Below are 25,530 nucleotides of genomic sequence, written 5' to 3'. Positions count from 1 at the left end.
GCCCCCGGTTCCGGCATCCGAGCGATGTCGGGCCGGGGGCCCCACCCGTCGGAGCGCCCGGAGGCCGCTCGGGCGGCGGGGCTACGCGGGCGCCCCCGTGCTGTCACGGACGATCAGCTCCACGGGGATGACCGGGCCCCGCACCCGAGTGTCGCCCGCACCGGTGTCGCCCGTCTCGTCCGGGTCGTCCAGCTGGCGCAGGAGCAGGCGCAGCGCGGTCGTGCCGATCGCGGAGTAGTCCGTACGGATCGTCGTGAGCGGCGGCAGCAGATGTGCCGCCTCCGGGATGTCGTCGTAGCCGACCACGCTCACGTCCTGCGGGACCCGGCGCCCCGCCTCGTGCAGGGCGCGCAGCAGGCCGAGTGCCATCTGGTCGTTGGAGACGAAGACGGCGGTGACGTCCGCGTCGGCCGCCAGCCGCCGGCCCAGCGCGTAGCCGGAGTCGGCGCTCCAGTCCCCGACGAGGGGCTCGTGGACACGCGCGCCGGCCCTCGCCAGGGTCTCGCGCCAGCTTTCGGCGCGGCGGTCGGCGGAGGTCCAGCCGGTGGGGCCCGCGATGTGCCGGACGGTGGGATGGCCGAGGCCCAGCAGATGGCCGGTCGCCAGCCGGGCGCCCGCGGTGAAGTCCGAGGAGACCACGGGGGTGCCGTCGCCGAGGCCGTTGTCCAGCATCACCAGCGGGGTGTCCGGGCGTGCGCGCGCGAGCGCGGTGGCGACCGGGCGCTGGGGGGCGATGGCGATGATGCCGTCCGCGCCCTCGGCCGACAGCCGGTCCACCGCCTCCACGACGGTGTCCCGGTCCGCCGTGTCGAGGGCGATGGAGCTGACGAGGTAACCCGCTTCCTGGGCCGCCGTGTTGATCGCGGTCAGGGTGGAGGCGGGGCCGTAGCGGGCGGCGTCGAAGGAGATCACGCCGAGCATGCGGGTGCGGCCGCTGGCCAGGGAGCGGGCGCTGCGGCTGGGGCGGTAGCCGAGTGTGCGCATGGCTTCCAGCACGGCCTGCCTGGTCTCCGGGCGGACGGCCGGGTTGTCGTTGAGGACGCGGGAGACGGTCTGTTTGGAGACGCCGGCGAGGCGGGCGACGTCGTCCATCACCGGGCGGGAGCCGGCGAAGTTGCGGCGACTGCGGCCTCGGGTGGGTTTGGCGGGTGGTTCGGCCGCGTTGCCGTCCGTGGTGCTGCGGGGCATGCGGCTTCTTCCTTGTCTGCGGAGGGTTGTCGTCCGGTCTGTCGTGTTCTGCGTGGGCCACAGGATAGGTCCGGGGGCGGGGCCCGGGGTTTTTCGCCCCCGCCGCCCCTACCCGCCCCTCCCCCACTCCCGGCTTCGCCCGAGCGGGAGGTGCCCCCACCCAGGGGCTGCGCCCCTTCGACCCCCGAGCGTCCGTCCCACTCACCCGCACCCGACAGCCAGGCCCGCTCGGTCATCGTGTTTCAGGCCCGTAGGGGCCGTGTCTTTCAGGGGCGCGGGGAACTGCGCGGCCGGCCCGCACTCACCCGCACCCGACGACGGACCCCACGAGGTCAGCCGGGGCGCAGCGGCCAGGTTCGGGGGGTGACGTACTCGGCTCGGGTGATCTCCGCCGGGATGGCGGAGGCGCCCGTCCGGCCCGGTACGTGTACCGGGGCCCCCGCGGGCAACGGCAGCACCCGCAGTCGCAGTCCCTCCGACCGCGCCCCGTCCGCGGGCAGCCGGTCGAGCCCGATGTCCCAGACGCGGCCGGAGTAGAACTGGTCGGCGACCAGGCGGCCGCCCACGTGGGCGCGGGCGACGTCGCCGGTCCAGTGGACGCGCAGGAGGGTGCCGGGCGGCGCGTCGTCCGGAGTCGCGATGCCGTACTCGGCGGCCACCGTGTCGAAGTGCTCGTCGGCCGGCACGCTCGCCCGCCCCAGCACACCCGTCGTGACGGGGGGTGCCTCGCCCGGGGGCCGGATCAGTGTGACCGGGAGTGCGTCGTCCGCGCCGTCGGACCCGCGCCGCCCCTGGTCGTCCGCCACCAGCGTGTAGCGGACGAAGACCCCGTCGGCCGCCTCCTTCACCACCGCCCCGGTCGCCACCGGAGCGCGCTCGGGGGCCGGCAGTACGGCGAAGGACGGCTCCGGGGCCGTGCTGTGGACCCGCACCTCGTCCGCGTGGGCGTCGAAGACCACCCCGCCGCCGGCCTCACCGAGGACCAGCCGCTCGGCACCCCAGGCACGGCCCCGGTACGCGGTGCGGGCCGTGGCCGCGTCCAGGACCAGGAGACCCACCCGGCCGCCGTCGGTGGTGTCGACCTCGACCAGGGCGTCGGTACCCGGGCGCAGCCCGGTCACCAGGACGCGGTCGCCCACCGTCGTGACCTCGCCCGACGGCACGCGGACCGTGGTCACCGTACGGAGGTCCAGGGCGAGTTCGGGGGTGATCCCGTCCGTCGCGGCCAGGACGAGGACCGTACGGCCACGGCCGTCGTCGACCGTGCAGACGGGCTGGGCGGTGGCCCAGTCCAGCCGCAGCCCGGCGAGGTCGAGCCGCAACGGCCAGCAGAAGTAGGCCCCTCGGGGGATCGTGACCGGTTCGCTCGGCAGGGTCAGCGCCCCGGACTCCGGCCCCTCGGGTCCGTCGGGGAACTCCACCGTGAACGTCGTGCCCCGATGGTCGGGCAACGGCTCGTGCGGCTGGTGGTTGTTGACGAAGAGGAAGCCGGACCGGCCGTCCCCCCGGACCGCCCACCGCAGGGTCTCCCGGTCGTCCTGGCTCGCCGGCTGCCGCTCGGGCACGGCGGAGGCCATCGGGGCGATCAGATGACCGAAGTCGGCCAGCAGCAGGTGCTGGAGGCGGAGTTCGTCGTAGGAGGGGCGGTACTGGCCGTACTCGCCGAGGGGGGCCTGGAAGTCGTAGGTGAGGAGGGGGAGGTCGTTGGGGTAGCCGGTGGCGTGGGACTCCTGGAGGGTGGTGCGCTCCCCCGGCGGGTTGGTGCCGCCGTGGAACATGTAGTAGCCCTGCCAGACCGAGCCGCAGCCGATCTTGGTGAGGGCGAGGGCGCCGACGTCGGCGGCCTCGACGCGGGGCCGGCGGTGGTAGGCCACCGCCATGCCGCCGCCCAGCTCGCAGGTGGCCCAGGGGAATCGGTCCGTCGGCCCCTCCCCGTCCCCGCCGCGTGCCGTCGTCGGGCGGAGGTCGGCGCCGATACCCTCGTCGTCGCGCTGGTGGGTGAAGAAGAAGTGCTTGCGGCAGGTGTCGGGCCAGCCGCCGTCCGCCTCGGTCCAGAACGCGTCGGGGTAGCCGCCGTACAGGGGCAGGAGTTCGTCCGGGGGCAGCCGCACCCCGCCCCAGGCCGTCGACGTCCACAGGGGGGCCGCCAGGCCGGCCTCCTGGGCCGTCCGCTTCAGCGTCAGCAGATGGTCCGGCCGGTCGTACAGCTCGTTCTCGATCTGGAGCGCGACGACCGGACCGCCGTGGGCGCGGTCCAGGCCCCGCAGCTGCCCGGCGATCGCCGCGAACCAGGTGCGTACGGGGGCGAGGTAGGCCGGGTCGTCCGTGCGGGGGGCGTCGGTGCGGTCGAGGACCCAGTCCGGCAGGCCCCCGCCCCGGACCTCGGCGTGCACCCAGGGGCCGATGCGGGGGATCAGGTCCAGGCCGTGGCGCGCGCAGAGTTCCGCGAAGCGCCGCAGGTCGCGGTCGCCGTCGAAGCGGACGCGGCCCTCGATCTCCTCGTGGTGGATCCAGATGACGTAGGCGGCGACGGCCGTGACCCCGCCCGCCTTCATCTTCAGCAGCTCCTCCTCCCACTCCCCGGCCGGGTAGCGGGTGTAGTGGAACTCTCCGGAGACGGGGAACCACGGACGGCCGCCCCGGGTCAGCCAACGACTGTTGACCTCGATGGGGTCCGGCGCGTCCGGGGCGTCGGCGAAGGGGAGCCGGCCGCGCGGCGGGGGGTCGCCGGGCGCCGGGAGGCGCACCCGGTGCGGCGGCGTCATCAGGGCTTCACCGGCCCCAGGTCCGGTGTGTCCGTGAACGCGGCGCGGGAGCTGGTCGTGGCGTTGAGTTCCAGCAGGACCAGGTCGTTGCCACCGGGGCGCAGGACGGGACCCGGGACGTAGAGGGTGCGCTGGGGGCCCCGGTTCCAGTAGCGGCCGAGGTGGAAGCCGTTGATCCAGGCCTGGCCCTTGGTCCAGCCGGGCAGCGACAGGAAGGTGTCGGCGGGGGTGTCGACCTCGAAGGTGCCGTGGTGGAAGGCGGGGACGGTGACCGGGGCCGCGTCGGCCGGACCGAAGGGGACCGTGGACAGGTCCGCCAGCGGGAGGCGGTGGGTGTCCCAGCCGAGCAGGGCGGTGCCGTTGAAGGTGACCGGGCCGAGCAGGCCCTTGGCGGCGCCGATGCGGGGGCCGTAGTTGACGCCGCCCATGTTCTCGACCAGGACGTCGAGCGTGGCACCGGCGTGCGGGACGCGCAGGGGCAGGGTCTCGTCGTGGCGTTCGCGTTCCAGTACGCCGACGGGGGCGCCGTCCACGAAGACCTGGGCGCGGTCGCCGACCCCGCCGTCGAAGTGCAGCAGGCCGTCGCCCGCGTCGGGAAGGGTGGTGCGGTAGAGGACGTAGCCGGAGCGCTGCCCCAACTCCTCCATGGTGACCGGGTGTTCGGTGCGCTCCCCCGCGGTGCCGAGACCGGTGGCGTACGGCAGCAGCGGTGCCCGGCGGTCCAACTCCACGGTGATGCCCGTGAGTTTCGGCGCGGGCGCCGGGGCCGGCTCCTCGGGGACCGGGGCGTGGCGGGCGATGACCTCGCGGAAGGCGTGGTACTTGGAACCGGGGTCGCCGGACTCGGTGAGGGCGGCGTCGTAGTCGTAGGAGGTGACGATCGGGGCGTAGCACTGGTCGTGGTTGGCGCCGTTGGTGAAGCCGAAGTTGGTGCCGCCGTGGAACATGTAGATGTTGACCGAGGCGCCGGCGGCCAGCAGCTTGTCCAGGTCGGCGGCGGCGCTGGCCGCGTCCCGGACGTGGTGCTCCTCGCCCCAGTGGTCGAACCAGCCGATCCAGAACTCCGAGCACATCAGGGGCCCTTCGGGCATGTGGGCCCGCAGCGCCGCCAGTGACTCCTCGATCTTCCCGCCGAAGGTGGCGGTGGACAGGACGCCGGGCAGGCTGCCGGCGGCCAGGTGGTGGCCGGAGCCCGCCTGGTCGCAGGTGAACAGCAGCTCCTCCACGCCCCGTGCGCGCAGCGCCTGGTGGACGTGCTTGAGGTACGCGGTGTCGTCGCCGTACGCCCCGTACTCGTTCTCGACCTGGACGGCGATGACCGGGCCGTCGTTCGCCGCCATGTACGGCAGCAGCGGCGGCAGCAGGATGTCGAGGTAGCCGTCGAGGGCGGCGGTGAAACGGGGGTCGCTGGAGCGCAGCCGGATGTCGGGGTCCGAGGTCAGCCAGGAGGGCAGGCCCCCGCCGTCCCACTCGGCGCAGATGTACGGGCCGGGGCGCAGCAGGACGTGCAGGCCCTCGGCGCGGGCGAGGCGCAGATAGCGGGGCAGGTCGAGCAGTCCGTCGAGGACGAGCGGGCTGTCGGGGTCGGGCTGGTGGAGGTTCCAGGGGACGTACGTCTCCACGGTGTTCAGGCCCATCAGCCGGGCCTTGCGCAGCCGGTCGGCCCACAGGTCGGGGTGGATGCGGAAGTAGTGCATCGCGCCGGAGATGATCCGGAACGGTTCACCGTGCAGGAGGAAACCGTCGGACGTCGTGGTCAGAGCGGGCGTGCTCAAGGCTGTTTCCCTTCGGCGGGGTGTACGGGGTGGCAGGGCGGTTCCGGCGTGCGGGCGAGGAGGACGGCGGCCCCGGGTGTCCGGGGCGGGGCGGGGCGGGCGAGGGGCACCCGCACCGCGTCTACGGGGAGGGCGGGTCGGAGCGGGTGGCACGGATCAGCCACAGCGTGGCCAGCAGGCACAGGGCGGAGACGGCACCGAGCAGCAGCGGGACCGCGCGGACGCCGGACCACTCGATGGCCTTGCCGAGCGCCGGGCCGGCCGCCACTCCGCCGGTCATGGAGGCGGCGATGACGAGCGCTCCGGCCCGGCGGGCCCGGGGTGCGGCCGCGTTCAGCCAGGGCAGGCCGGTGGGGAAGATCGGGGCGATGAACAGGCCGACTCCGGCGTAGGCGTACGGGGCGAGCGGGGGCACCGAGGCCAGCAGCAGGCAGACCGTCATACCGGCGCAGGACACGGTGATGATCGTCTGCGGTGCGTGGCGCAGGGCCAGGGGGGCCACCAGGAAGCGGCCGGCCGTCATCATCAGCCAGTACACGGAGGTGGCGGTCGCGGCGGCACCGGCGCCGTATCCGACCGTCTCCAGGTGCGTGGGTTCCCAGCCTCCGACGCCGGCCTCGATGCCGACGTGCAGGACGTACAGGGCCACGAAGACGGCGAGCACCGAGCCGAGGCTGCGGGCGAGGGGCGAGCCGCCCGCCGCCGCGCCGGTCGTGTCCGTCGCGCCCGCCGCGCCCGTCGTGCCGGGCTGGGGCACCTGGTCGCGTACGCCGCGCAGGCACAGCAGCAGCGGCAGGTTGGCGGCGGCGAAGGCGAGGAAGAGCGCCGGGTAGTGCTCGGCGCCCACGGCGGCGACCAGGGCGGGGCCGAGGATCGCGCCGACGCCGAAGTGGGCGTTGAGGACGTTCAGCATGGCGGTGGAGCGGTGGCCGAAGCCGACGGCGAAGAGCTGGTTGAGGCCGTAGTCGATACCGCCGAAGCCGAGTCCGGCGAGCAGGGCGGCGCCGAGGGCGGCGGGCCAGGTCGGCGCGAGCGCGAACCCCGCCGCGCCGAGCGCCATCAGCAGGTAGGAGCCGCCGAGCAGCCGCCGGTTGCCCAGCCGCCCGTACAGCCGGTCGAAGAGCAGGACGCCGGCGACCCCGCCGACGAAGTGGGCGCTGAGCCCCAGACCGGCGGCCGAGGGCGACAGCGCGAAGTCGTCGCGGAAGGCCGGGATGGCGGGCCCGTAGAGCGCCTGGAGCGCGCCGATGAGGACGAATCCGACGCACGAGGCGACCACGGCGGCCGGGCTGAACACCCTGCTGTCCGGGGCCGGCCGGACGGGCTTCACCTCTTGCGCGGTCGATGATGCGGGCACGCCGGAATCCGCCTCTCCGTGACTGGGACTCCCGAAGTGTTACCGGTAACATCCCCGCCGTCAAGATCCCCCGCAGGGCGGTGCGGCGGGGGCGGTACGGGAGTGACGGATGGGGTGCGGGGGCCGCCGGGGGTGGTGGTGGGAGCGCCGAGAGGCCCGTCGGGAAAGTGGATGGCGGCCCGCCCTCGCCGCGCGCTTCGACGCCGCGGTGACGAGCGAGAACGAGTCCGCCGAAATCACGGCCCCGAGTGTCCGCTACCGCGCCGATCGTGATCTCGGCGACTGTGCCGCGGTGCTCGCGGAGGTCCACGACCGCGACGGCTGTCCGGTCGACTGGCCCGAGCGGCCCGGCGCCCGGCTGACTCCACCCTCGCTCGTCGCCGCCTGGGTGGCGGAACTCGACGGCCGGATCGCCGGTCATGTGGTCCTGGCCCGGAGCGGTGCGTGGCGACGCGGTGCCCGGGTTGTGGAGCGACGTTACGGGGGTGGGCGTCGACCGGACGGCCGTGATCGGGCGCCTGTTCGCCGCTCCGTCGGTCCGGGGCCGGGGGCTCGGCGCGTCGCTGCCGGCCCGCGCCGGCGCCGAGGCGCGACGGCGCGGCCTGCACCCGGGGCTCGACGTGGTGGCTTCCGACACGGCCGCGGCGGCGCTCTACGAACGGCTCGGCCGGCAGTTCCTGGCCGCGGTCGAGCGGCGCTGGGGCCCGGACCGGACGGTGACCGTCCGGTGCTACGCGGCGGCGTCCCCCTGACCGGGCACCGCGCGACAGCGAGCGGCGGCGAAGGTGCGGGCGCGCCCGGGAGCGGGTGCCGGGCACGCCTTGCGGGAGAGCCTGTCAGCCGATGACGGGCACGCCCTGCGGGAGAGCCGGCCAGCGGATGCTCTGTGCGCTGTCGACAGGGCGCTGGTCGCGGAAGGTGGTGATCTCGCCGCGGGCTCTCTCTGAGGGACGGGTTGGTGACCGTCGGGTTCTGGACTGCGGGTCTCCAGCACAGACTCCACCGGAGCCGCGCACCCGCCCCGCCGGGCGGGGCGGGGCGGGGCGGCGCAGGGCCCGCTGATGTCACGGTTCGAGGTCGACGACCCCCTTGCCTCCCAGGATGTCCAGTGGCACGGAGACCTGGTCGTGCGTGATCAGCCACTCGCCGTCGATCTTCCGGAGGCAGAAGGTGACCCGGACCCACATGCCGCCCGCCGCCGTCCCGTCGGGCAGCGTGCCGCTGAGGCGGCCGAAGCCGTGTGTGAACGCCACGTCCTCGCCCACCGTGGGCATCAGGTCGCGCACCTCGTAGTTCACCTCCTGGAAGAAGGTGAACACGTTCGCCCAGTTCTTGAGTTTCGCGTCGATCCCGACGTGCTGGAGCGGCGGATCGATGTCGAAGGACACGACGTCCGTCGAGTAGAGCCGCCTGAGAACCTCAAGGTCCTTGGCCTGGATCGCGTCGATGATCCCGTCGATGTGGCGGCGGATCGCGGCTTCGTCCGTCTCGCGCTGTGTGGGGGTGGCTGTCCGCCCTTCCGTGCTCTGGGCGAGGACGTGATCCAGCAGTGTGTCGAGGGCGCCGACGTGGTGGGCACCCGGCTTGAATGTCGTCTGGTCCTCGAAGTCGGTGTGCAGGGACAGCGAGACCTGCGGGGTCACCGCGCCCATCTGGAGGAGCTCACACAGTGCCCGCAGCTGCCGGGCCGCATGGGTGCCCCCGGCGGCACCGTAGGAGACGAACCCGACGGCCTTGTGGGTCCACTCCGCGTACAGGTAGTCGATCGCGTTCTTGAGCACGCCAGGGATGGAGGCGTTGTACTCGGGGGTGACCATGACGAATCCGTCGAAGCGGGCGATGGTGTCGGCCCATGTCCGGGTGTGCCCGTGCCGGTACCGCCCGGCGAGCGCGGGCAGCGGCTCGTCCAGATGCGGCAGCGGGTGGTCGAGCAGGTCGATCACCTCGAATGCGGCGTCGCCGCGGCGGACCGCCCGCTCGTGGACCCACCGGGCGACCTGGTCGCCCTTGCGGCCGGGGCGGGTGCTGCCGATGAGTATTCCGATCCTGGTCATCGCTGTCTCCTGAGGTGTCGCACCCGGGTTCTCCGGGCCGGTGGCGTCTCTGAGCGGTACGACGACACAACCCCGCGGAACGTCAGGGAGAGTCGAAGACCTGACAATCGGACGTGCTGTCTCGTCGGACCGCCGAGGGACGATCCGAGATCAGGGAGCCACCGGAACCATGACCGATCACGTGAAGTCACGGCACGACGAGTCCGACGCGGGCCTGGACGGGGTCATCAGCGAGCGGCGGCGGCTGGTCGGCCTCGCCTACCGGCTCCTCGGTTCCCTGGCCGAGGCCGAGGACGCGGTCCAGGAGACCTACACCCGCTGGTACGGCATGTCCGGGCCGCAGCAGGACGCCATCGAGTGCCCCGGCGCCTGGCTGACGACGGTCGCCACCCGCGTGTGCCTGGACCTCCTCGGCTCGGCGCGGGTCCGGCGCGAGCGTTACATGGGCGAATGGATCCCGGAGCCGCTGCCCGAGCAGACCGACTGGATCAGCGGGCGCCCGGGCACCGCCGCGACCGATCCCGCGGACCCGGCCGACCGGGTCACCCTCGACGAGTCTGTGGGCATGGCGTTTCTCGTCGCCCTCGAAGCCATGACCCCGGCGCAGCGCGTCGCACTCATCCTGCACGATGTCTTCGGCTACCCGTTCGCCGAGATCGCCGGGATCACCGGCCGCACCCCGGCGGCATGCCGCGAACTGGCCTCCTCCGCCCGGCGCCGCGTCCGCGCCTCCCTGCCCCCCGCGGCCCCGGCAGCCCACCAGGCGGGCCTCGTCAGGGACTTCAAGCAGGCGTGGGACGCACAGGACATCAACGCCCTCGTCAGACTCCTCGCCCCCGGCGCGACGCTCACGGCGGACGGCGGTGGCGTGGTCGCCGCCGCGCTCCACCCGATCGAGGGCGGCGAAGGGATCGCGCGCTACCTCACCGACCTCGCCGTCCGCGCGTCCGGCGGCCTGACGGTCCTGGAGCGCGCGGTCAACGGCCGGGCCGGTCTGGTGATCGAGCACGAAGGCGTCACCGTGGCCGTGTATGCGTTCGACGTCGCGGACGACCGGATCACGCACATCTGGGCAGTGCGCAACCCCGACAAGCTCCGCCCGTGGACGGTGGGCTGACCGGCTGAACCTGGCAGCCGGGCACGGCACCCCCCTTCCGAGACGTGCATCGTGCGGACGTCCGGGCCGATGACGGCCCGTGACGGGCCCTCGGCGGCCTTCCCCAATCGACCGGTCGGACACCGTCGACGTCGAACGGCACACCTGCCCGAAGTGCGACGCACGGAAGGATTCGCTTCGCCACCGGGGTGAACTGCGGTGCACTGCGAACGAGTCCCGGTGGCAGGTCGCGATCAGGATCGCGCCGTCGGTGTCCGTGAGGCCGATTCCGTCGATCGCCGCGCCGCCGCTCTCAAAGACACAGGGGCGTCCGTGACGCCGAAACTCGCCCCTCCGGCTTGACGAAACCCCCGGGGCACCCCCCGACGATCACCACGTGCCGCCCGGCGGATCCGCCCGCCCCTGTGAGACCGAACGGCCCCGCGTCCGTACCGAGTTCACCGAGCGCACCCCCTTTCTTTCCGGAGATCGCTTCGATGAACAGCTGTATCACCGTGGCCGGTGAGCCGCCGCGTCGGCACACCAGGGACCGTGCCGGGTCCGGCCCGTCCGCCGATGACGACCGGCGCGTGACTCTGGGTGCGTCGGCACGGGACGTATCGTCATGGAGTGCGGGTGAGATACGAGATATGAGATGTAAGGAGGGCCAGTTGGCGCCGGAACCGGTGCGGTTCGCGGTCCTGGGGCCGGTCCGGGTGGAACGGGCGGGGGCGGAGGCGGCGTCGGGGCGCCCGCAGGAACGAGCGCTGCTGGCGCTGCTGTTGGTGCGGGCGGGGCAGCCGGTGGCGGTGAGCGAGATCGTCGACGTGTTGTGGGGGCGACGGCCGCCGGACAGCGCGGTGAATGTGATCAGGCGGCATGTGGGCTCGCTGCGGCGGATGTTGGAGCCTGGACTGCCCAACCGGGCGGCCGGACGGTGGCTGATACGGGACGCGGGCGGCTACCGGCTCGTCGTCGACGCCGGCTCCCTGGACCTGCTGCGGTTCCGCCGGCTACGGGACGAGGCGCGTCGGACGGGCGCCGACGCTCCCCCGTCGCCGGGCCGGGTCGTGGAGCTTCTCACCGAGGCCCTCGGCCTGTGGCGGGGGCCGGTCGTCGGGGCGGGGCTGCCCGAAGAGGTGCGGGAGCGCGCCGGGTTCCCGGCGGTCGACCGTGAACGGCCGGCGGCCCTGAGGGACGCGGCCGACGCGGCGCTGCGCGCCGGCACCCCCGCCGCCGTCCTCCCCCTGCTCCGACAGGCCGCCGTGGACGCTCCGTTGGACGAACCGCTGCTGGCCCGGCTCGTGCTCACGCTGGCCGCCGCCGGGCACGAGGCGGAGGCGCTGAGCACCTACCGAACCGCCCGTGCGCGGCTCGCCGACGAGCTGGGCATCGACCCCGGAGCGGACCTCCGCGACGCCCACGCGGCGGTCGTACGCGGCGCCGGTGCGGCCCCGCCCGCTCCCTCCCGGGCCGAGACCGCGCACGTGAGCGTCCTGGCCTCGTCGGCATCGCCCGCTCCGGCCACCGCCGTCCCCGCCCAGCTCCCCCACGACCTGCCGACCTTCACCGGCCGCCGCGCCGAGCTGGAGCGGGTGCTGGCCCTCCTCGACAGCCCCGGCGGCCCCGGCGACGCCGTGCCGCCCACCGGGACCGTCGTGATCAGCGCCATCGGCGGGATGGCCGGCATCGGCAAGACCACCCTCGCCGTGCACTGGGCCCACCGCGTCGCGGACCGGTACCCGGACGGCCAGCTCTACGTCAACCTCCGGGGGTTCGCGCCGTCGGGGGCCGTGATGCGGGCGGGGGAAGCGGTGCGGGTCTTCCTCGACGCGCTGGGTGTACCGCCGGAGCGGGTGCCGCACGGGGTGGACGCCCAGGCGGCGCTGTACCGCAGCCTGTTGGCGGGGCGCCGGTTCCTGGTGCTGCTCGACAACGCGCGCGACACCGAACAGGTGCGGCCGCTGCTGCCGGGCACCCCGGGCTGCCTCACCATCGTCACCAGCCGCGACCAGTTGTCGGGCCTGGTGTCCGCGCACGGCGCGCACACGCTGGCACTGCGGCCGCTGGACACCGAACAGGCGCGGGTGTTCCTCGAACGCCGGCTGGGCGCCGCGCGGCTCACGGGCGAGGCGCGGGCGGTGGCGGAGATCGCGGCGCTGTGCGGCGGGCTTCCGCTGGCGCTGGCCTGTGTCGCCGCGCGGGCCGCCGCCCACCCGGACTTCCCGCTGTCGGCGATCGCGGCGGAGCTGCGCGCGGCGCACGGCAGCCTGGACGCGTTCAGCCGGACGGACGCCTCCGCGAACGTCGGCGCCGTGTTCTCCTGGTCGCTGGGTGCGGTGTCGGCCGAGGCGGCCCGCCTGTTCCCCCTGCTCGCCCTGCACCCAGGGCCGGACTTCTCCGTGTCCGCGACGGCCGCCCTGGCCGCACTGCCCGTGCGCCGGACGCGGTCGCTCCTCGCCGAGCTGGCCGACGTCCACCTCGCGGGCGAGCCCGCCCCCGGCCGGTACGCCCTGCACGATCTGCTGCGCGCCCACGCGGCCGAACTCCTGGAGGACCAGGTCCCGGACGCCGGGCGCGAGGCGGCCACCGAGCGGCTGTACGCGTACTACGTGCACAGCGCGCACCTCACCGAACCGCTCCTCGCCCCGTACGCCGACCCGATGCCCCCGGGCCCGCCGCCGGCCGGTGTCCGCGCCGAACCGCTCGTCGGCCACGAGCAGTCGCTCGCCTGGCTGGCCGCCGAGTATCCGGTGCTGCTCGCCGTCGTCGGGGCGGCGGCCCGGTCCGGCCGCGACCGGTCAGCGTGTCTGCTCGCCTGGTCGCTGGAGCCGTTCCTCGACCGCCGGGGCCACTGGCACGACTGGGCGACGGTCCAGCGGATCGCCCTCGACGCGGCCCTGCGGCTGGCCGAGCCCGCCTACGAGGCCCGGGGGCTGCGCGCGCTGGCCCGGGCCGAGGGCCGGCTCGGACTGTACGGCTCCGCCCGCCCACGCCTCGATCGCGCGCTGGGGCTGTTCACCGACCTGGGTGACGACATCGGACGGGCCGACACCCATCGCAGTATCGGCTGGACACGCGACCAGGAGGGCGATCTGCCCGGCGCCCTCCACCACAACCGGCTGGCCATGGAGCTGTTCAGCACCAGCGGCCGCCACGCCGCGTACGCCAGTGTCCTCAACTCCGTCGGCTGGTACCACGCGCTGCTCGGCGAGTACCCGCAGGCCCTGAGCCACTGCCAGGAGGCCCTCGTCCTGCTCCAGCGGCTCGGCGACCGCTACGGCCAGGCCGCCACGTGGCACACCCTCGCGTACGCCCACCACCATCTGGGCCGCCACCCGAACGCCCTCGTGGGCTACGGCCACTCCCTCGCCCTCTACCGGGAGCTGGGTGTGCCGTACCTGGAGGCCTGCACCCTCGTCCACATCGGTGACACGCACGCCGCGATGGGCGACCACCGCGCCGCCCACGAGGTCCTGCAGCAGGCCCTCACCCTCCTCATCACCCTCGGCCACCCCGACGCCGACGGGGTGCGGGAACGGATCGCCGCGAGCGAGCGGTGCGGATGACCGGCCACCCGGGTGTCGCGGGGGCAGGTGTCGCGGAGTCACCGGGCGCGGCCGGGCGAGGCGCGGCGGCCACCGACCGGCCCGGCTCCGCGGGGGCGTCACTGCGGTTCGAGGTGCTGGGGCCCCTGCGGGTCCGCCGGGACGAGGAGGACCTCGACCTCGGCTTCCCGCAACAGCGGGCCCTGCTCGCTCTGTTGGTGGTGCGGGCGGGCCGGCCGGTGCCGGCGGGCGAGATCGTCGACGTGCTCTGGCCGCAGCGGGCACCGGCCAGCGCGCGGAACGTGGTGCGCCGTTACGCCGGTTCACTGCGGCGGCTGCTCGAACCCGGGCTGCCGCCCCGGGCACCCGGACACCGGTTGCTGCGCCGCGCCGGGGGCTATCTGCTGGCGGCGGCCGAGGAGGAGGTCGATCTGCTGCGGTTCCGCGCGCTCACCAAGCGGGGCAAGCGGGCGGCGGCCACCGGGCGGTCCGAGGTGGCGTCGCGGCACTTCGTGAACGCGCTGGGCGAGTGGCGGGGCCCGGTCGGCATGGGGATGCCCGCCGCCGTACGGGAGCACGCCGTCTTCGCCGAAGTGGAACGCGAGTTGGCCGCCACGGCACGGATGGCCGCCGACGCGGCACTCCTGTGCGGAAGCAGTGAGCAGGTGCTGCCCCGGCTGCGACAGGCCCTCGAACGCGACCCGCTCGACGAGTCGTTGCACGCCGCGCTCGTCCTGGCCCTGGCCGCGTCCGGCCACCAGGCCGAGGCGCTGACCGCGTACGAGCGCGTACGACGGCTGCTGGCCGAGGAGTTGGGGGTGGCACCCGGCACGGATCTGGCCGCTGCGCACACCAGGGTGCTCCGCCAGGAATGGGGACCGGCAGGCCCCCAGGCGGCTGCGGATCCGAGCCCGGCGACCACCCGGTCGGCCACGCTGCCCGGGCCTTCCGCGAGCACGCCGCCATCAGCCGGTCCACCGGCTGATCCGGCTGTCGGTCCGGACGGGGACCGGGCAGACCCCTTGCCCGGACCGCACCCCGCACCGGCGCTCGTCCTGTCCGCCCTGCCGTCGACGGGAGACACGGCCCGCCGATGCGGCGACGCCCGACCGTGCGGCGACGACCGACCGCCGCTCGGGTCAGGGGCGTTCGTCGGCAGACGGTCCGAACTCGGCCGTCTGGCGGAGATCACGGACGCGGCCACCCGCCGCGCGGGGACGGCCCCGACCGCGGACGCCCCCGCTCCGGACGCACCGGCGACCGTGCTGATCAGCGGGATGCCCGGCGTCGGGAAGTCCGCCCTCGCCCTGCACTGGGCCGACCAGGTCGCCGGACGCTTCCCCGACGGCCGACTCCACGTCGGGCTGCGGGGATTCGATCCCGTCCGGGCACCGCTGGACCCGGCGGCGGCGCTGCGCGTGATGCTCGCCGCGCTCGGGGTGCCCGCCGCGCGGATGCCGGTCCGCACGGACTCCCTCGCCGGGCTGTACCGGAGTCTGCTGGCCGGCCGGCGGCTGCTGGTGGTGCTGGACGACGCGGCGGACACCGAACAGGTACGGCCGCTGCTGCCGGCCTCGCCCGGGTGTCTGACCCTGGTCACCAGTCGCCACGCCCTGTCCGGTCTGATCGCTTCGGGCACCCATCCGCTCCGCCTGGACCTGCCGTCGGCGCCGGACGCGCGAGCGATGCTGGCGGCGCGCACGGGTCACGCCCGCTCGGCCGCCGAGCCGGGGGCGGCCGACGAGATCGTCGTCCGGTGCGGCCGACTGCCCCTGGCCCTGACGCTCGTGGCCACCCGCGCCGCCGCCCGGCCGGACCTCCCGCTCTCGGCCCTGGTGAGCGAACTGCGGCACGCGGGGAACCCCCTCGACGCCTTCACCGGCACGACGGCGACTCCCCGCACCCACCCGGGCCCCGCCGCCCCCGGGCACACAGCCGATCCCCGTTCCGGCCCCACCCCCACCCAACAGACACCCGGCACCGGGCCCGCCGCCCACGACCGGGGGTCCCACATCCACACCGGGCCCGCCCACCCCGACCCGAAACCCGACACCCACCCCAGCGATCCGCCCGACCTCCGCACCGCCTTCGCCCGCTCCTACCGCCGGCTGGCCCCCCAGAGCGCCCGGCTGTTCCGGCTGTTGTCCCTGCACCCCGGGCGCGACCTGACCCCGGAGTCGGCCGCGGCGCTGGCCGGGCTCCCGGTCCGCCGCACCCGGCTGCTGCTCGACGGCCTCGCCGACGCCCACCTCGTCGCCGAGCGCGCGCCCGGCCGCTACGCGCAGCACGACCTGCTGCGTGCCTTCGCCGCCGAGCTGGCCGCGACGTACGACGCGCCGGAGGACCGCCGTGCCGCCCGCCGCCGCCTGCTCGACCACGGCTCCCCTTCGGGCACCCCGTAGCGGCCGCCGTCACTTCACGGTCACTCTTTTTTCACATCCTCCTTCCTACGCTCCGAGTGCACTGGCCGACGGTGTGCTCGAACTGCCGTGGAGGAGAGAAGAGATGACAAGGTCCGGCACCGGCGTCGCGGAGGAGGCGGGTCTACGCATCCGCGTCCTCGACGGCGCGGCCGTGGCGTTGCCCGGGGACGGACGGTCCGCGCCGGACGCGTACCGGCTGACGGGACGGACCGGCGGCGCGTATCTGCTCGTGGGGGTGCGCGGGAGCGGTGTTCCGCTCGTCGAGCGGATGCCGGACGTCTCCCTGCGACCGGGCGACATCTGCTTCTACGACGCGAACCACCCGCCGGTGCCCGATCTACCCGAGCGCTGCCGGCTGAAGGTCTTCCTCGTCCCGCACGAGGAACTGGGGCTGGAGGACGACGATCTGCGGCGCGTCGTGGCGACCCCGGTCGCCCGGTCCTCCCGGCTGGGGACGCTGCTGTCGCCGTTCCTGTCCGAGCTGGCCGACACGGTGGTCTCCGCCGAGCCCCCGGTCGGCGAGATGCTCGCCCGGAACGCCGTGAACCTGCTGGCCACCCTCGCCACGGAGCGGTCGGGGCGGGTCGTGACGGACGCACCGGGCACCCGGTCGCCGATGGTGGCACGTGTCCTGCGGTTCATCGACGAGCACCTGGCCGACGCGGACCTGTCGCCCGAGGTGATCGCGGGGGCTCATCACATCTCGGTGCGCTATCTGCACAAGCTGTTCCGGGACGAGGGCACGACCGTGGGCCGCTGGATCCAGCGCCGCCGGCTGGAGGAGTGCCGCCGCGACCTCGTGCTCGGCCTCCGCAACCGCCGCACCATCGCCTCGGTCGCCGGCCGCTGGGGCTTCTTGAGCGCCACTCACTTCAGCCGGGTGTTCCGGGCGGCGTACGGCATGTCACCGAGCGAGTGGCGGGACACGGCGGGGCGCCCCGGCGGGAGGACGTGACCCCGGCAGGAGGCCGTGACCCCGACGGGAGGACGTGACCCCGGCCGCGCGGCCGTTCGCCCGGGCTCAGGCCGGCGGCCCGGTCCATGCCTCGTCCGCGGCCGAGAGCCGGTACGCGGCCACGGAGATCGCCGCGAGCAGGAGCAGGGCCAGGCCCAGGGTGGGCGTGAGGCCGGTGTGCCGCAGCAGGAGCGCTCCGGCGAGCGCGCCGAGGAACATGGCGAGGACGGAGAGGAGCCGGCGGCCGGGCCGGGGCGCCGCGCCGCCGGCCGAGGCGGTGTCCGCCGCCAGTCCCGTCAGGGTGAGGGTGAGCACGGTGGTGGTGAGGTCGGGGACGCCGAGGCGCCGTGCTGCCGCGTTCTGCAGGCCCATGGCGAGGCCGAGCAGCACGATCAGGGTGTACTCGGGGTCCCCGACCCGGCCGTCCGCGAAGGCGGTCGTGAGGCCGTCGGTGAGGGCCGCCGTGAGGACGGCCCCGGCGACCAGGACCGTCTGGAACGCGGTGGCGACCGCCAGCAGCCGCCCCCGGTGCTCCGCGAACCGGACCGCGAACCGGCCACCGGCCACCGCGCCCGCCAGGAAGGCGGCCATCGCGACCACGGACGCGAGCGCGGACAGTCCGCCGGCGCCGGCCAGGGCGAAGCCCAGGAAGACCACGTTGCCGGTCATGTTGGCCACGAAGACATGCCCGAGGCCCAGATAGCTGACGGCGTCCACCACCCCCGTCACCACCGTCAGGGCCAGCATCAGCGGCGGCAGCGGCCCGTGCCGGTCTCCGCGCGGCGGTGCGAGGGTGTGGGCGAGGTCGGTCAACAGCCTGCGCACCACTCGCCCACTCCTTCCGCTCCGCCGGGCGGAGCACCGTCGTCACGTCGTCGGCCCGCCGCGTGCTCGCCTATGAAGGCCGCCGCGTTCGGGCTGCCGCGTTCCGGTCGGCGAGACCGTCCGACCGGCGTCGCTCTCGAAGCTGTGCGGGGCGCGACCGCCACCGTGTTCCGGCAGCGCACCGCGATGGTCCCTACAGCGCACTCGGGCCGGACTCACCCTGCCGCCGCGCTCCGGACCGCTTCCTCCACGACCCCCGCCCGTACCGCTCGTGACATCCGGATCAGGGAGGGCTGGCCGGTGTCCAGCCCCTGTTCGCCGGCCGGGGGTTGCGCGTGGCCGGCGGCGAGTCCCACGAGGGCGTCGAAGGCGACGCTGTCCAGTACGGCCGGATCCAGGGCGTCCGGACGCCGCCGCCCGGTGGGGCCGCCCGTGCCGGACAGCGCCGCGACGGCCACCATCGCCGCGTCCCCGATGGCCTCGGCCTCGCCGGTGCTGGAGCCCAGGGAGAGGGCCTGGCGGTAGGCCCGCTCCCGGACGGCCTCGTCGAAGTGGACGGACACGTCCCGCAGTCCGTCCCGGATCGCCGTCGTACGGCTGGTCAGGCGCAGCTCGACATCGCCGAGGGAGCGCCAGGACAGCAGCACGTCGCGCCTGATGCGACCGGTGCTCCTGGCGCCGACGAGCCGGAAGAGGGGCCCGAGCCGCAGGAAGGCGAGGAGGCTGTCGATGCGCGGGCCGAGCAGCGGCAGGACATAGCCGGCCGAGGTGAGGACGGCGCCGACGGTGGCCAGCATCGGGGCCAGCCGGGTGCTCAGCGGGTCCCAGTGATGGCCGCCCCAGCGGGCGGCGACGGCGGTCATCTTGACGACGCCGTACGCGCTGCTGCACAGCCACCCGACGGCGAGCACCGCCAGGGCCCGCCGTGTCCAGCCGCTGATCTGGAGGGTCCAGCGCCAGCACTGGATCGTGGTGGTGAGGGCCGCCGCCAGGTGGGCCAGGAGATAGAGGACGATCATCTCGCGGACGAACGGTGTGCCGGCGTAGTAGGTGTCGAAGTCCGCGCGTCGCTCGACCGGCGCGTCCCCGGCGGCGAAGAGCGCGGTCTGCGCCGCGATGATCACGGTGTAGGCGAGCAGCCAGCCGCGGGAGACCCGGCGCAGCCGGGCGGGGTCGTCGGCCCCGCGCCAGTGGACGATCAGGACGAGGGAGGCGGCGGAGAAGGCGTTGACCGCCCCGTAGGTGAGGCACGCGGCGGCGTTGGGCACGCCGAGGGTGTCGTTGACGAAGCCGACGGTGGGCGGGGCGCCGAGGACGAAGCAGCAGCCGGCGAGGAGGATCACGGTGCACATCGCGCGCTTGAGCGGGTCGCGCCGGTCGTGCCACAGGCCGGGCAGCTGGACCGCGAAGCCGGTCCACACGACGGCGGCCGCCACGTAGTAGACCAGTCCGTTCACGTCGGGCCCACGGCCCCTGTCCGAAAGCCTTCTCGCCGCTGACCGTCCGGCCGCTCGACCGCGTCGTCTTCCGTTCGATCCGCCCCCGTCAACACCCTTCACACAATAGTCACGTGGTCAACCCTGGCGACGGGCGCGGGGCCCGGGCGCGCGGGCCCCGGGCGACCGCGGGTGAAGGGGGTCGACGGCCGAGGTCAGCTCTCGTCGGCGGTCAGCGTCAGGGAGATGCTGTTGATGCAGTACCGCTGGTCGGTCGGGGTGGCGTACCCCTCGCCCTCGAAGACGTGCCCGAGGTGCGAGCCGCACCGGGCGCACCGCACCTCGGTGCGGACCATGCCGTGCGACCGGTCGGACAGCAGCTCCACCGCGTCGGTGTCCTTCGGGTCGTAGAAGGACGGCCAGCCGCAGTGCGACTCGAACTTCGTGTCGGAGGTGAACAGTTCGGCACCGCAGGCGCGACAGGAGTAGACGCCCTTGGTCTTGGTGTCGGTGTACTCACCGACGAACGCGGGCTCCGTGCCGGCCTGCCGCAGCACGGCGTACTCGGCCGGTGTCAGCTCCGCGCGCCACTGCTCGTCCGGCTTCTCGACGTCGTACGACATGTGCCTCAGCCCCTCATTCCGCGAGACGGTCCAGGATCTTCGGGCCCAGGTCCGTCACGTCACCCGCGCCCATGGTGAGAACGAGATCACCCTGCTTCGCCATTCCCGCGATCGTGCCGGGGACCTCCGCCTTGTCGTGCAGGGCCGTCACGTCCGCGCCCGCGCTCCGCGCCGCCCCGATGATCAGCTCGCTGGTCACTCCCGGGACCGGGTCCTCACGGGCCGGGTAGATGTCGAGGACGACCGAGGCGTCCGCCAGTGCCAGGGACTGCCCCATCTCGGTGCCCAGCTCCTGGGTGCGGGAGAACAGGTGGGGCTGGAAGACCACGAGGATCCGGGCGTCGCCGGCGGCGGCCCGCATGGCCTCCAGGTCGGCGGTCATCTCGGTCGGGTGGTGGGCGTAGGAGTCGATGACCTGCACGCCCCGCGCCTCGCCCTTCAGCTGGAGCCGCCGCTTCACGCCGGTGTACGCCGCCAGCGCGGGCGCCAGCTCGGCCGCCGGCACCCCGAGGGCGACGCCGGCCGCCAGCGCGGCCACGGCGTTGTGCGCGTAGTGCCGTCCCGGCACGGACACGGTGAAGGTGATCTCCTGTCCGTCCAGCAGGACCGTGACCTCGCTCCTGAGCCCTTGCGGGAGGACCGAGAGCACGCGCACGTCGGCGTCCTCGCGCTCGCCGTACGTCACCACGCGCACGCCGGACAGCCGGGAGGTCAGCTCCCGCGCGCCCTCCTGGTCGGCCGAGATCACCAGGGTGCCGCCGGGCACGATCCTGCCGGCGAACGTCTCGAAGGACTCGTAGATCTCGTCCATGGAGGCGTAGTTGGCGTGGTGGTCCAGCTCGACGTTGAGGACGATCGCCACCTCGGGCGCGTACTTGTGGAAGCTCCGGTCGCTCTCGTCCGCCTCGGCGACGAAGATCTCCCCGTCCCCGTGCATCGCGTTGGACCCGGGTACGTCGAGGTCGCCGCCGATGGCGTACGACGGCTTCAGGCCCAGCTCCGCCAGCGACACCGCCAGCATGGACGTCGTCGTGGTCTTGCCGTGCGTCCCGGCCACGGCGATCGGCCGCAGCCCGTCCATCAGCCGGGCGAGCGCGTCCGACCGGTGGACCACGGGGATGCCCAGCTCGGCGGCGCGGGCCAGTTCGGGGTTGTCGGCCCGGATCGCCGACGAGACGACCACGGCGGTCGCGTCGTCGGCGAGATGCCCGGCGGCATGCCCGATGTGCACGGTCGCCCCGAGTGCGCGCAGGGCCTCGGCCGTCTCCGACTCCTTGGCGTCGCTTCCGGCGACCTTCGCCCCGCGCTGCGCGAGGATCTTGGCGATCCCGGACATCCCGGCCCCACCGATCCCGATGAAGTGCGGCCGATCCATGGCGGAAGGCAGTCCGGGTGCCATGTCTGTTCTCCAGGTGACGTACGAAGCCGATGAACCCCCTCAGCCTATTGCCTGCCGTAGGGGCCCCCTACAACCGCCGCCGGCGGCCCGCGCCCCTGGCAGGCGGCGCAGCCGCCGTTCAGGGGCGCGGGGAACCGCGCGAACAGCCACGACGGACCCGCACCCGCCACAGCCCCCTACGGCGCCGAGTGCCCTCAGGCCCGACTGTGCGAGAACAGCTTCAACACCGGCACCCCGACCTTGTGCCGTGCCCGAGAAGCCCAGTCCCGGTGGAAGAACTCCTCCACGTAGTGGGGATCGGTGAGCACCAGCACCTCATCGGCCCCCACCTCCTCCACCAGCGACTTCAGCGCGTCCAGCGGGTGATCCTCGATCAGCCGCCCCTCCGCCGGACTCCCGGCCCCTCGCAGCGCCTGCAACGACACCTCCAGTGCCCGCTCCCCGGCGTCCAGCGCCTGCTCCCCCTCCGGCGTCTCCCCTTCCTTCGCCGCCTCGTCCAGCTCACCGAGAGCGAGGTCGTCGACGGCCCGCAGCAACCGGTCGGCCTGATTGCCCCGCGGCTGGAGCAGCACATGGAAGAAGGCACGCTCGTCGCCGTGCAGGGTCGTGACGAACTCCACGTCCGCCGACGTCAGAGCCTTCTCGATCATCAATACGCTCGTGAACGACACCACAGGCGCCCTTCTAATCGGAGGGCCCCGCGGGCCCTCACTCCTCAGGGTTCTAGTGTGCCCGGCGAAAGCTGAACGGAACGGTAGGTTCCGCCCGCTTTCACGTGCGACGGTAACGACCGAACAGGAACCCGGCCTCCTCCAGCAGCGAGGCCAGCGCGAAGCGCTTGGGCACCGGTACGGAGGGGCCCCCGGCGATCCGCTGGGCGTCCCCGGCCGTGAGCATCGGCGACACGGTCAGGCACAGTTCGTCGAGTACGTCGGAGGCGATCAGCTGGCCCAGCAGCCGGGGCCCGCCCTCGCCGAGCAGCCGGGTCAGCCCCAGACCGGCGAGGGCCCGTACGGCCCGCGCGGGATCGACGCCCGTGCCGTCCCCGGCGACCACGACCCGGACGCCCGCCTTCTCGGCGGCGGCGACCCGGTCGGGGGCGGCGGCGGCACCGGTCAGCAGGAGGGTGGGGACCGAGGGCGAGCTGAACAACGGCAGCGAGAAGTCCAGGTCCAGGCTCGCGCTCACCACGGCGACGGCCGGCGCGGGCGTCTGTCCGGCCGCCCGGCGCGCCTCGGCGAACGCCTCGCGCGCCCGTGCCGGACGGTACCCCTCCTGACGTACCGTCTCCGCGCCGACGACCACCACGTCCGCGAGCCCCCGCAGTGTGCCGAAGATCCGCATGTCGGCGTCGCCGGAGATCGGCTGCGAGCGTCCGCCGTGCTGGGCGGCGCCGTCGAGCGTGGACACCATGTTGACCCGCATCCACGGCTCGCTCCCCCCGGACGCCGACTCGGGATAGGCGTACGCGGCGGCCAGCTCACCGAGACTCCACTCCCGGTCGACGACGTCCGGTGCTCGCACCTCAGGCGCATGCGCACCACCGGCCACTTGGCGCGTCGGGGCCGCTGTCTCTTCGGTCACAGGGAACAGGCGTCGCATGTCGTGCAGTGTGGCACGACCCTTAGACTCGGTAACCGTGTCGTCGTCCTCAGCCACCGTGTCCGGAATCGGCCCGATACCCGAAGCGGCCCCCTCGTCCCTGTGCACCCGCGAGCCCCACGTCCCCGCGGACCGGCTCGTCGCCGAGATGGTGCCGCCACCCCGCTTCGACTCGGTGCGCTTCGACACCTACCTCCCGGACCCGAACCAGCCCAGCCAGACCGAGGCCGTCCGCGTCCTGAGCGGCTTCGCCGCGGGCCTCGGCGGGGCCCACGCGACCGGCGCGGGCAGGCGCGGCTTCTTCGGCTTCGGCAGGGCGAAGGCCCCCAAGGTCCCGGCGGGCCCCCGCGGTGTCTACCTGGACGGCGGCTACGGCGTCGGCAAGACCCACCTCCTCGCCTCCCTCTGGCATGCCACCCCGGCCGAGCCCTCCCTCAAGGCCTTCGGCACCTTCGTGGAGCTGACGAACCTGGTCGGCGCCCTCGGTTTCCAGAAGACGGTCCAGACGCTCTCCGGGCACCGCCTGCTGTGCATCGACGAGTTCGAGCTGGACGACCCGGGCGACACCGTCCTCGTGTCGACCCTGCTCGGCAAGCTGGTCGACGCGGGGGTGGCCCTGGCCGCCACCTCGAACACACTGCCGGGCAAGCTCGGTGAGGGCCGGTTCGCGTCGGTCGACTTCCTGCGGGAGATCCAGGGCCTGTCGGCCCACTTCCGCTCCCTGCGCATCGACGGTGAGGACTACCGCCACCGCGGCCTGCCCGAGGCCCCGGCACCGTACTCCGACGAGGAGGTCACCAAGGCGGCGTACGCCACCGAGGGCGCCTCGCTCGACGATTTCCCGCATCTGCTGGGCCACCTCGCGCGCGTCCACCCCAGCCGGTACGGCGCCCTCACGGACGGCCTGAAAGCGGTGTGCCTGACCGACGTCCAGCCGGTCCCGGACCAGTCCACGGCCCTGCGCCTCGTGGTGCTCGCCGACCGGCTGTACGACCGCGAGGTGCCCGTGCTCGCCTCGGGGATGCCCTTCGACCGGTTGTTCAGCGAGGAGATGCTGAACGGCGGCTACCGCAAGAAGTACTTCCGCGCCATATCCCGCCTCACCGCCCTCGCGCGGGACGCCGGGCGACTCGTGGAGCACTGACCCCACCGGCGCCGATCACGAACCGCCCCTGACGAACTCCCCCAGGTCAAGGGTCGATTCCGGCCAACCCGCCCTCGCTTTTCAGGCTCTCTTCAGCTCGCAACGTTAAGTTAACCCTGCAAACAACTTCGCAGGGTTAACGTGTTTCTTGACCAGCGGTTGACCAATGGTTGACCAAGTCAGGCAACCGTCGACGCGTGGGAGACACCGAGAACTGCCAGGGAGGAGGCCCCTATTGCGTGGTACGACGACCCGGACCGCCCTTTCGGCCCTAGCCGCCGTCCTGCTCACCCTCACGTTCTTCGCTCCCGCGGCTTCCTTCGCAGCCGCGCACACACCTGGTCACACCAAGGCCAAAACCGAGCCCGGAAACACCCCCACCGCGAAGCCGGTGCGTGACAAGGCGGCCACCCACCGCTCGTGCACACCCGCCCAGGACCCGACCGGTCCGCTCCGCACCCGCGACCGGCATCGCGCGGCACCGCACACCGTCCCAGGGCCCCCCGCGCGTCCGTCGCGGGAGGAGGACCCGGCGGCCGCGAGCCGGCCCGAACAGCCCTCGCCCCGGCACCACCGGGCGGCGAGATCCCGCGCGGCCCACACCCCGGCCGCCCTCCAGGTCTTCCGCTGCTGAGCCACGTCGGCCCGTTCCCCCCACACCTTGCCGTGCAAGCCCGACGCGCCACCGAGGCGCGCCAGGAGGAGTCACCACATCATGCAGCCCCTCATCGACAACGCCCGTACCTTCGGACAGCGCCCTGAGGAGTTCGCCAGGCTGGCCGAAGGCCAGTCCCCCGAGGTCCTGTTCATCACCTGCTCCGACTCGCGGGTCGTCCCGGCCTTGATCACGGGCGCCCGCCCCGGCGAGCTCTTCGAGCTGCGCACCGCCGGCAACATCGTCCCCCCGTACACCCCCGACCGCCCCACCGGCGAGACGGCCACCATCGAGTACGCCGTGGAGGTCCTCGGCGTCACCGACATCGTGGTCTGCGGCCACTCGCACTGCGGCGCCGTCGGCGCCCTGGTGCGCGGCGACGACCTGGACGCCGTACCGGCCGTGCGCGACTGGCTGACCCACGCCACCCCGCGCCCCGAGGGGGCCGTCGAGGACCCGACCGTCGCCGACGGAGTGCAGAACCACGTCCTCAGCCAGCTCCTGCGCCTGCGCTCCTACCCCTGCGTGGAGAAGCGCCTCACGGACGGCCGGCTGCGGCTGCGTGGCTGGTACTACGAGGTCCACACCGGTGCGGTGCGCGAGCACCGCGCGGACACCGACCGGTTCGAGACCCTGTGAGCGACGGCCAGGTGTCCGAGACGACCGAACAGCCCTCCGAGAGTTC

Annotated in this window: 18 protein-coding genes and 1 pseudogene; 8 read left to right on the top strand and 11 right to left on the bottom strand. The window is 73.9% G+C overall.

Translation table 11 applies throughout. The annotated features are described in order from the left end of the window. Window positions 1-81: 81 nt before the first annotated feature. The 4 genes from H4687_RS35300 to H4687_RS35285 form a co-directional block, all read right to left on the bottom strand. Window positions 82-1,188 (bottom strand): LacI family DNA-binding transcriptional regulator, encoded by a 1,107-nt coding sequence (locus H4687_RS35300; protein WP_050398074.1) that lies wholly within the window; start codon window positions 1,186-1,188, stop codon window positions 82-84. A 332-nt stretch (window positions 1,189-1,520) separates the two neighbouring features. After that, window positions 1,521-3,953 carry a beta-galactosidase gene (locus tag H4687_RS35295; RefSeq protein ID WP_046920023.1) on the bottom strand — a complete coding sequence of 811 codons (2,433 nt, stop codon included), beginning with the start codon at window positions 3,951-3,953 and terminating at the stop codon, window positions 1,521-1,523. Then, entirely contained in the window at window positions 3,953-5,728 is a 1,776-nt protein-coding gene (locus H4687_RS35290; protein WP_050398073.1) for a glycoside hydrolase family 35 protein, read from the bottom strand. The genes H4687_RS35295 and H4687_RS35290 overlap by 1 nt, the downstream gene beginning before the upstream one ends. Before the next feature lie 121 nt (window positions 5,729-5,849). After that, window positions 5,850-7,085: an MFS transporter gene (locus tag H4687_RS35285; protein WP_233443300.1), complete on the bottom strand. Its 1,236-nt coding sequence runs from the start codon at window positions 7,083-7,085 to the stop codon at window positions 5,850-5,852. 292 nt (window positions 7,086-7,377) lie between these two features. On the opposite strand from H4687_RS35285, the pseudogene H4687_RS35280 reads away from it, so the two are divergent. Further along, a pseudogene (locus tag H4687_RS35280) lies at window positions 7,378-7,837 on the top strand (GNAT family N-acetyltransferase). A 312-nt stretch (window positions 7,838-8,149) separates the two neighbouring features. On the opposite strand, the gene H4687_RS48205 reads toward H4687_RS35280, so the two are convergent. Then, window positions 8,150-9,139, bottom strand: a complete 990-nt coding sequence (locus tag H4687_RS48205; protein WP_046920316.1) for an NAD(P)H-dependent oxidoreductase — start codon at window positions 9,137-9,139, stop codon at window positions 8,150-8,152. Between the two features lie 169 nt (window positions 9,140-9,308). Between H4687_RS48205 and sigJ the strand changes: the two genes are divergently transcribed. The 4 genes from sigJ to H4687_RS35255 all read left to right on the top strand — a co-directional run bounded on the left by sigJ (window position 9,309) and on the right by H4687_RS35255 (window position 17,161). Next, the gene (sigJ, locus tag H4687_RS35270; RefSeq protein WP_046920317.1) at window positions 9,309-10,256 is read left to right on the top strand and encodes an RNA polymerase sigma factor SigJ; all 948 of its coding nucleotides are present in this window, start codon (window positions 9,309-9,311) and stop codon (window positions 10,254-10,256) included. 650 nt (window positions 10,257-10,906) lie between these two features. Then, on the top strand, window positions 10,907-13,804 hold the full coding sequence (locus H4687_RS35265; RefSeq protein WP_050398072.1) for an AfsR/SARP family transcriptional regulator: 2,898 nt from the start codon (window positions 10,907-10,909) through the stop codon (window positions 13,802-13,804). Continuing rightward, complete coding sequence (locus H4687_RS35260) at window positions 13,801-16,185, top strand: AfsR/SARP family transcriptional regulator (protein WP_050398071.1); 2,385 nt, start codon at window positions 13,801-13,803, stop codon at window positions 16,183-16,185. The genes H4687_RS35265 and H4687_RS35260 overlap by 4 nt, the downstream gene beginning before the upstream one ends. A gap of 103 nt (window positions 16,186-16,288) precedes the next feature. Then, on the top strand, window positions 16,289-17,161 hold the full coding sequence (locus tag H4687_RS35255) for a helix-turn-helix domain-containing protein (protein WP_078907083.1): 873 nt from the start codon (window positions 16,289-16,291) through the stop codon (window positions 17,159-17,161). 66 nt (window positions 17,162-17,227) lie between these two features. Here the strand turns inward: H4687_RS35255 and H4687_RS35250 are convergent, their stop codons facing one another. The 6 genes from H4687_RS35250 to H4687_RS35225 form a co-directional block, all read right to left on the bottom strand. Continuing rightward, window positions 17,228-17,986, bottom strand: coding sequence for a YoaK family protein (locus H4687_RS35250; RefSeq protein WP_046916156.1), 759 nt, complete (start codon window positions 17,984-17,986; stop codon window positions 17,228-17,230). Between the two features lie 215 nt (window positions 17,987-18,201). After that, entirely contained in the window at window positions 18,202-19,443 is a 1,242-nt protein-coding gene (locus H4687_RS35245) for an MAB_1171c family putative transporter (protein WP_046916153.1), read from the bottom strand. A gap of 194 nt (window positions 19,444-19,637) precedes the next feature. Further along, window positions 19,638-20,045: a peptide-methionine (R)-S-oxide reductase MsrB gene (msrB, locus tag H4687_RS35240; RefSeq protein WP_012999892.1), complete on the bottom strand. Its 408-nt coding sequence runs from the start codon at window positions 20,043-20,045 to the stop codon at window positions 19,638-19,640. Window positions 20,046-20,058: 13 nt separating this feature from the next. Then, entirely contained in the window at window positions 20,059-21,444 is a 1,386-nt protein-coding gene (gene murC, locus H4687_RS35235; protein ID WP_050398069.1) for a UDP-N-acetylmuramate--L-alanine ligase, read from the bottom strand. A gap of 194 nt (window positions 21,445-21,638) precedes the next feature. Next, complete coding sequence (locus H4687_RS35230) at window positions 21,639-22,094, bottom strand: indole-3-glycerol-phosphate synthase (RefSeq protein ID WP_046915139.1); 456 nt, start codon at window positions 22,092-22,094, stop codon at window positions 21,639-21,641. A 121-nt stretch (window positions 22,095-22,215) separates the two neighbouring features. Further along, window positions 22,216-23,046 carry a pyrimidine reductase family protein gene (locus H4687_RS35225; protein WP_192781756.1) on the bottom strand — a complete coding sequence of 277 codons (831 nt, stop codon included), beginning with the start codon at window positions 23,044-23,046 and terminating at the stop codon, window positions 22,216-22,218. On the opposite strand from H4687_RS35225, the gene zapE reads away from it, so the two are divergent. From zapE to H4687_RS35210, 3 genes are all read left to right on the top strand, one after another. After that, window positions 23,045-24,190 (top strand): cell division protein ZapE, encoded by a 1,146-nt coding sequence (gene zapE / locus H4687_RS35220; RefSeq protein WP_046915141.1) that lies wholly within the window; start codon window positions 23,045-23,047, stop codon window positions 24,188-24,190. The genes H4687_RS35225 and zapE overlap by 2 nt on opposite strands. Before the next feature lie 235 nt (window positions 24,191-24,425). Then, a complete protein-coding gene (locus tag H4687_RS35215) occupies window positions 24,426-24,824 on the top strand; it encodes a hypothetical protein (protein WP_046915142.1) in 399 nt (132 codons plus the stop codon). Between the two features lie 81 nt (window positions 24,825-24,905). Then, window positions 24,906-25,484: a carbonic anhydrase gene (locus H4687_RS35210; protein WP_046915143.1), complete on the top strand. Its 579-nt coding sequence runs from the start codon at window positions 24,906-24,908 to the stop codon at window positions 25,482-25,484. Window positions 25,485-25,530 lie beyond the last annotated feature (46 nt).

Origin of the sequence: Streptomyces stelliscabiei, assembly GCF_014873495.1 — a bacterium.
In the GTDB taxonomy this organism is placed as follows: Bacteria; Actinomycetota; Actinomycetes; order Streptomycetales; family Streptomycetaceae; genus Streptomyces; species Streptomyces bottropensis.
Note: the sequence above shows the minus strand (reverse complement) of the source record. Positions and strands in the feature narration are given on the sequence as shown.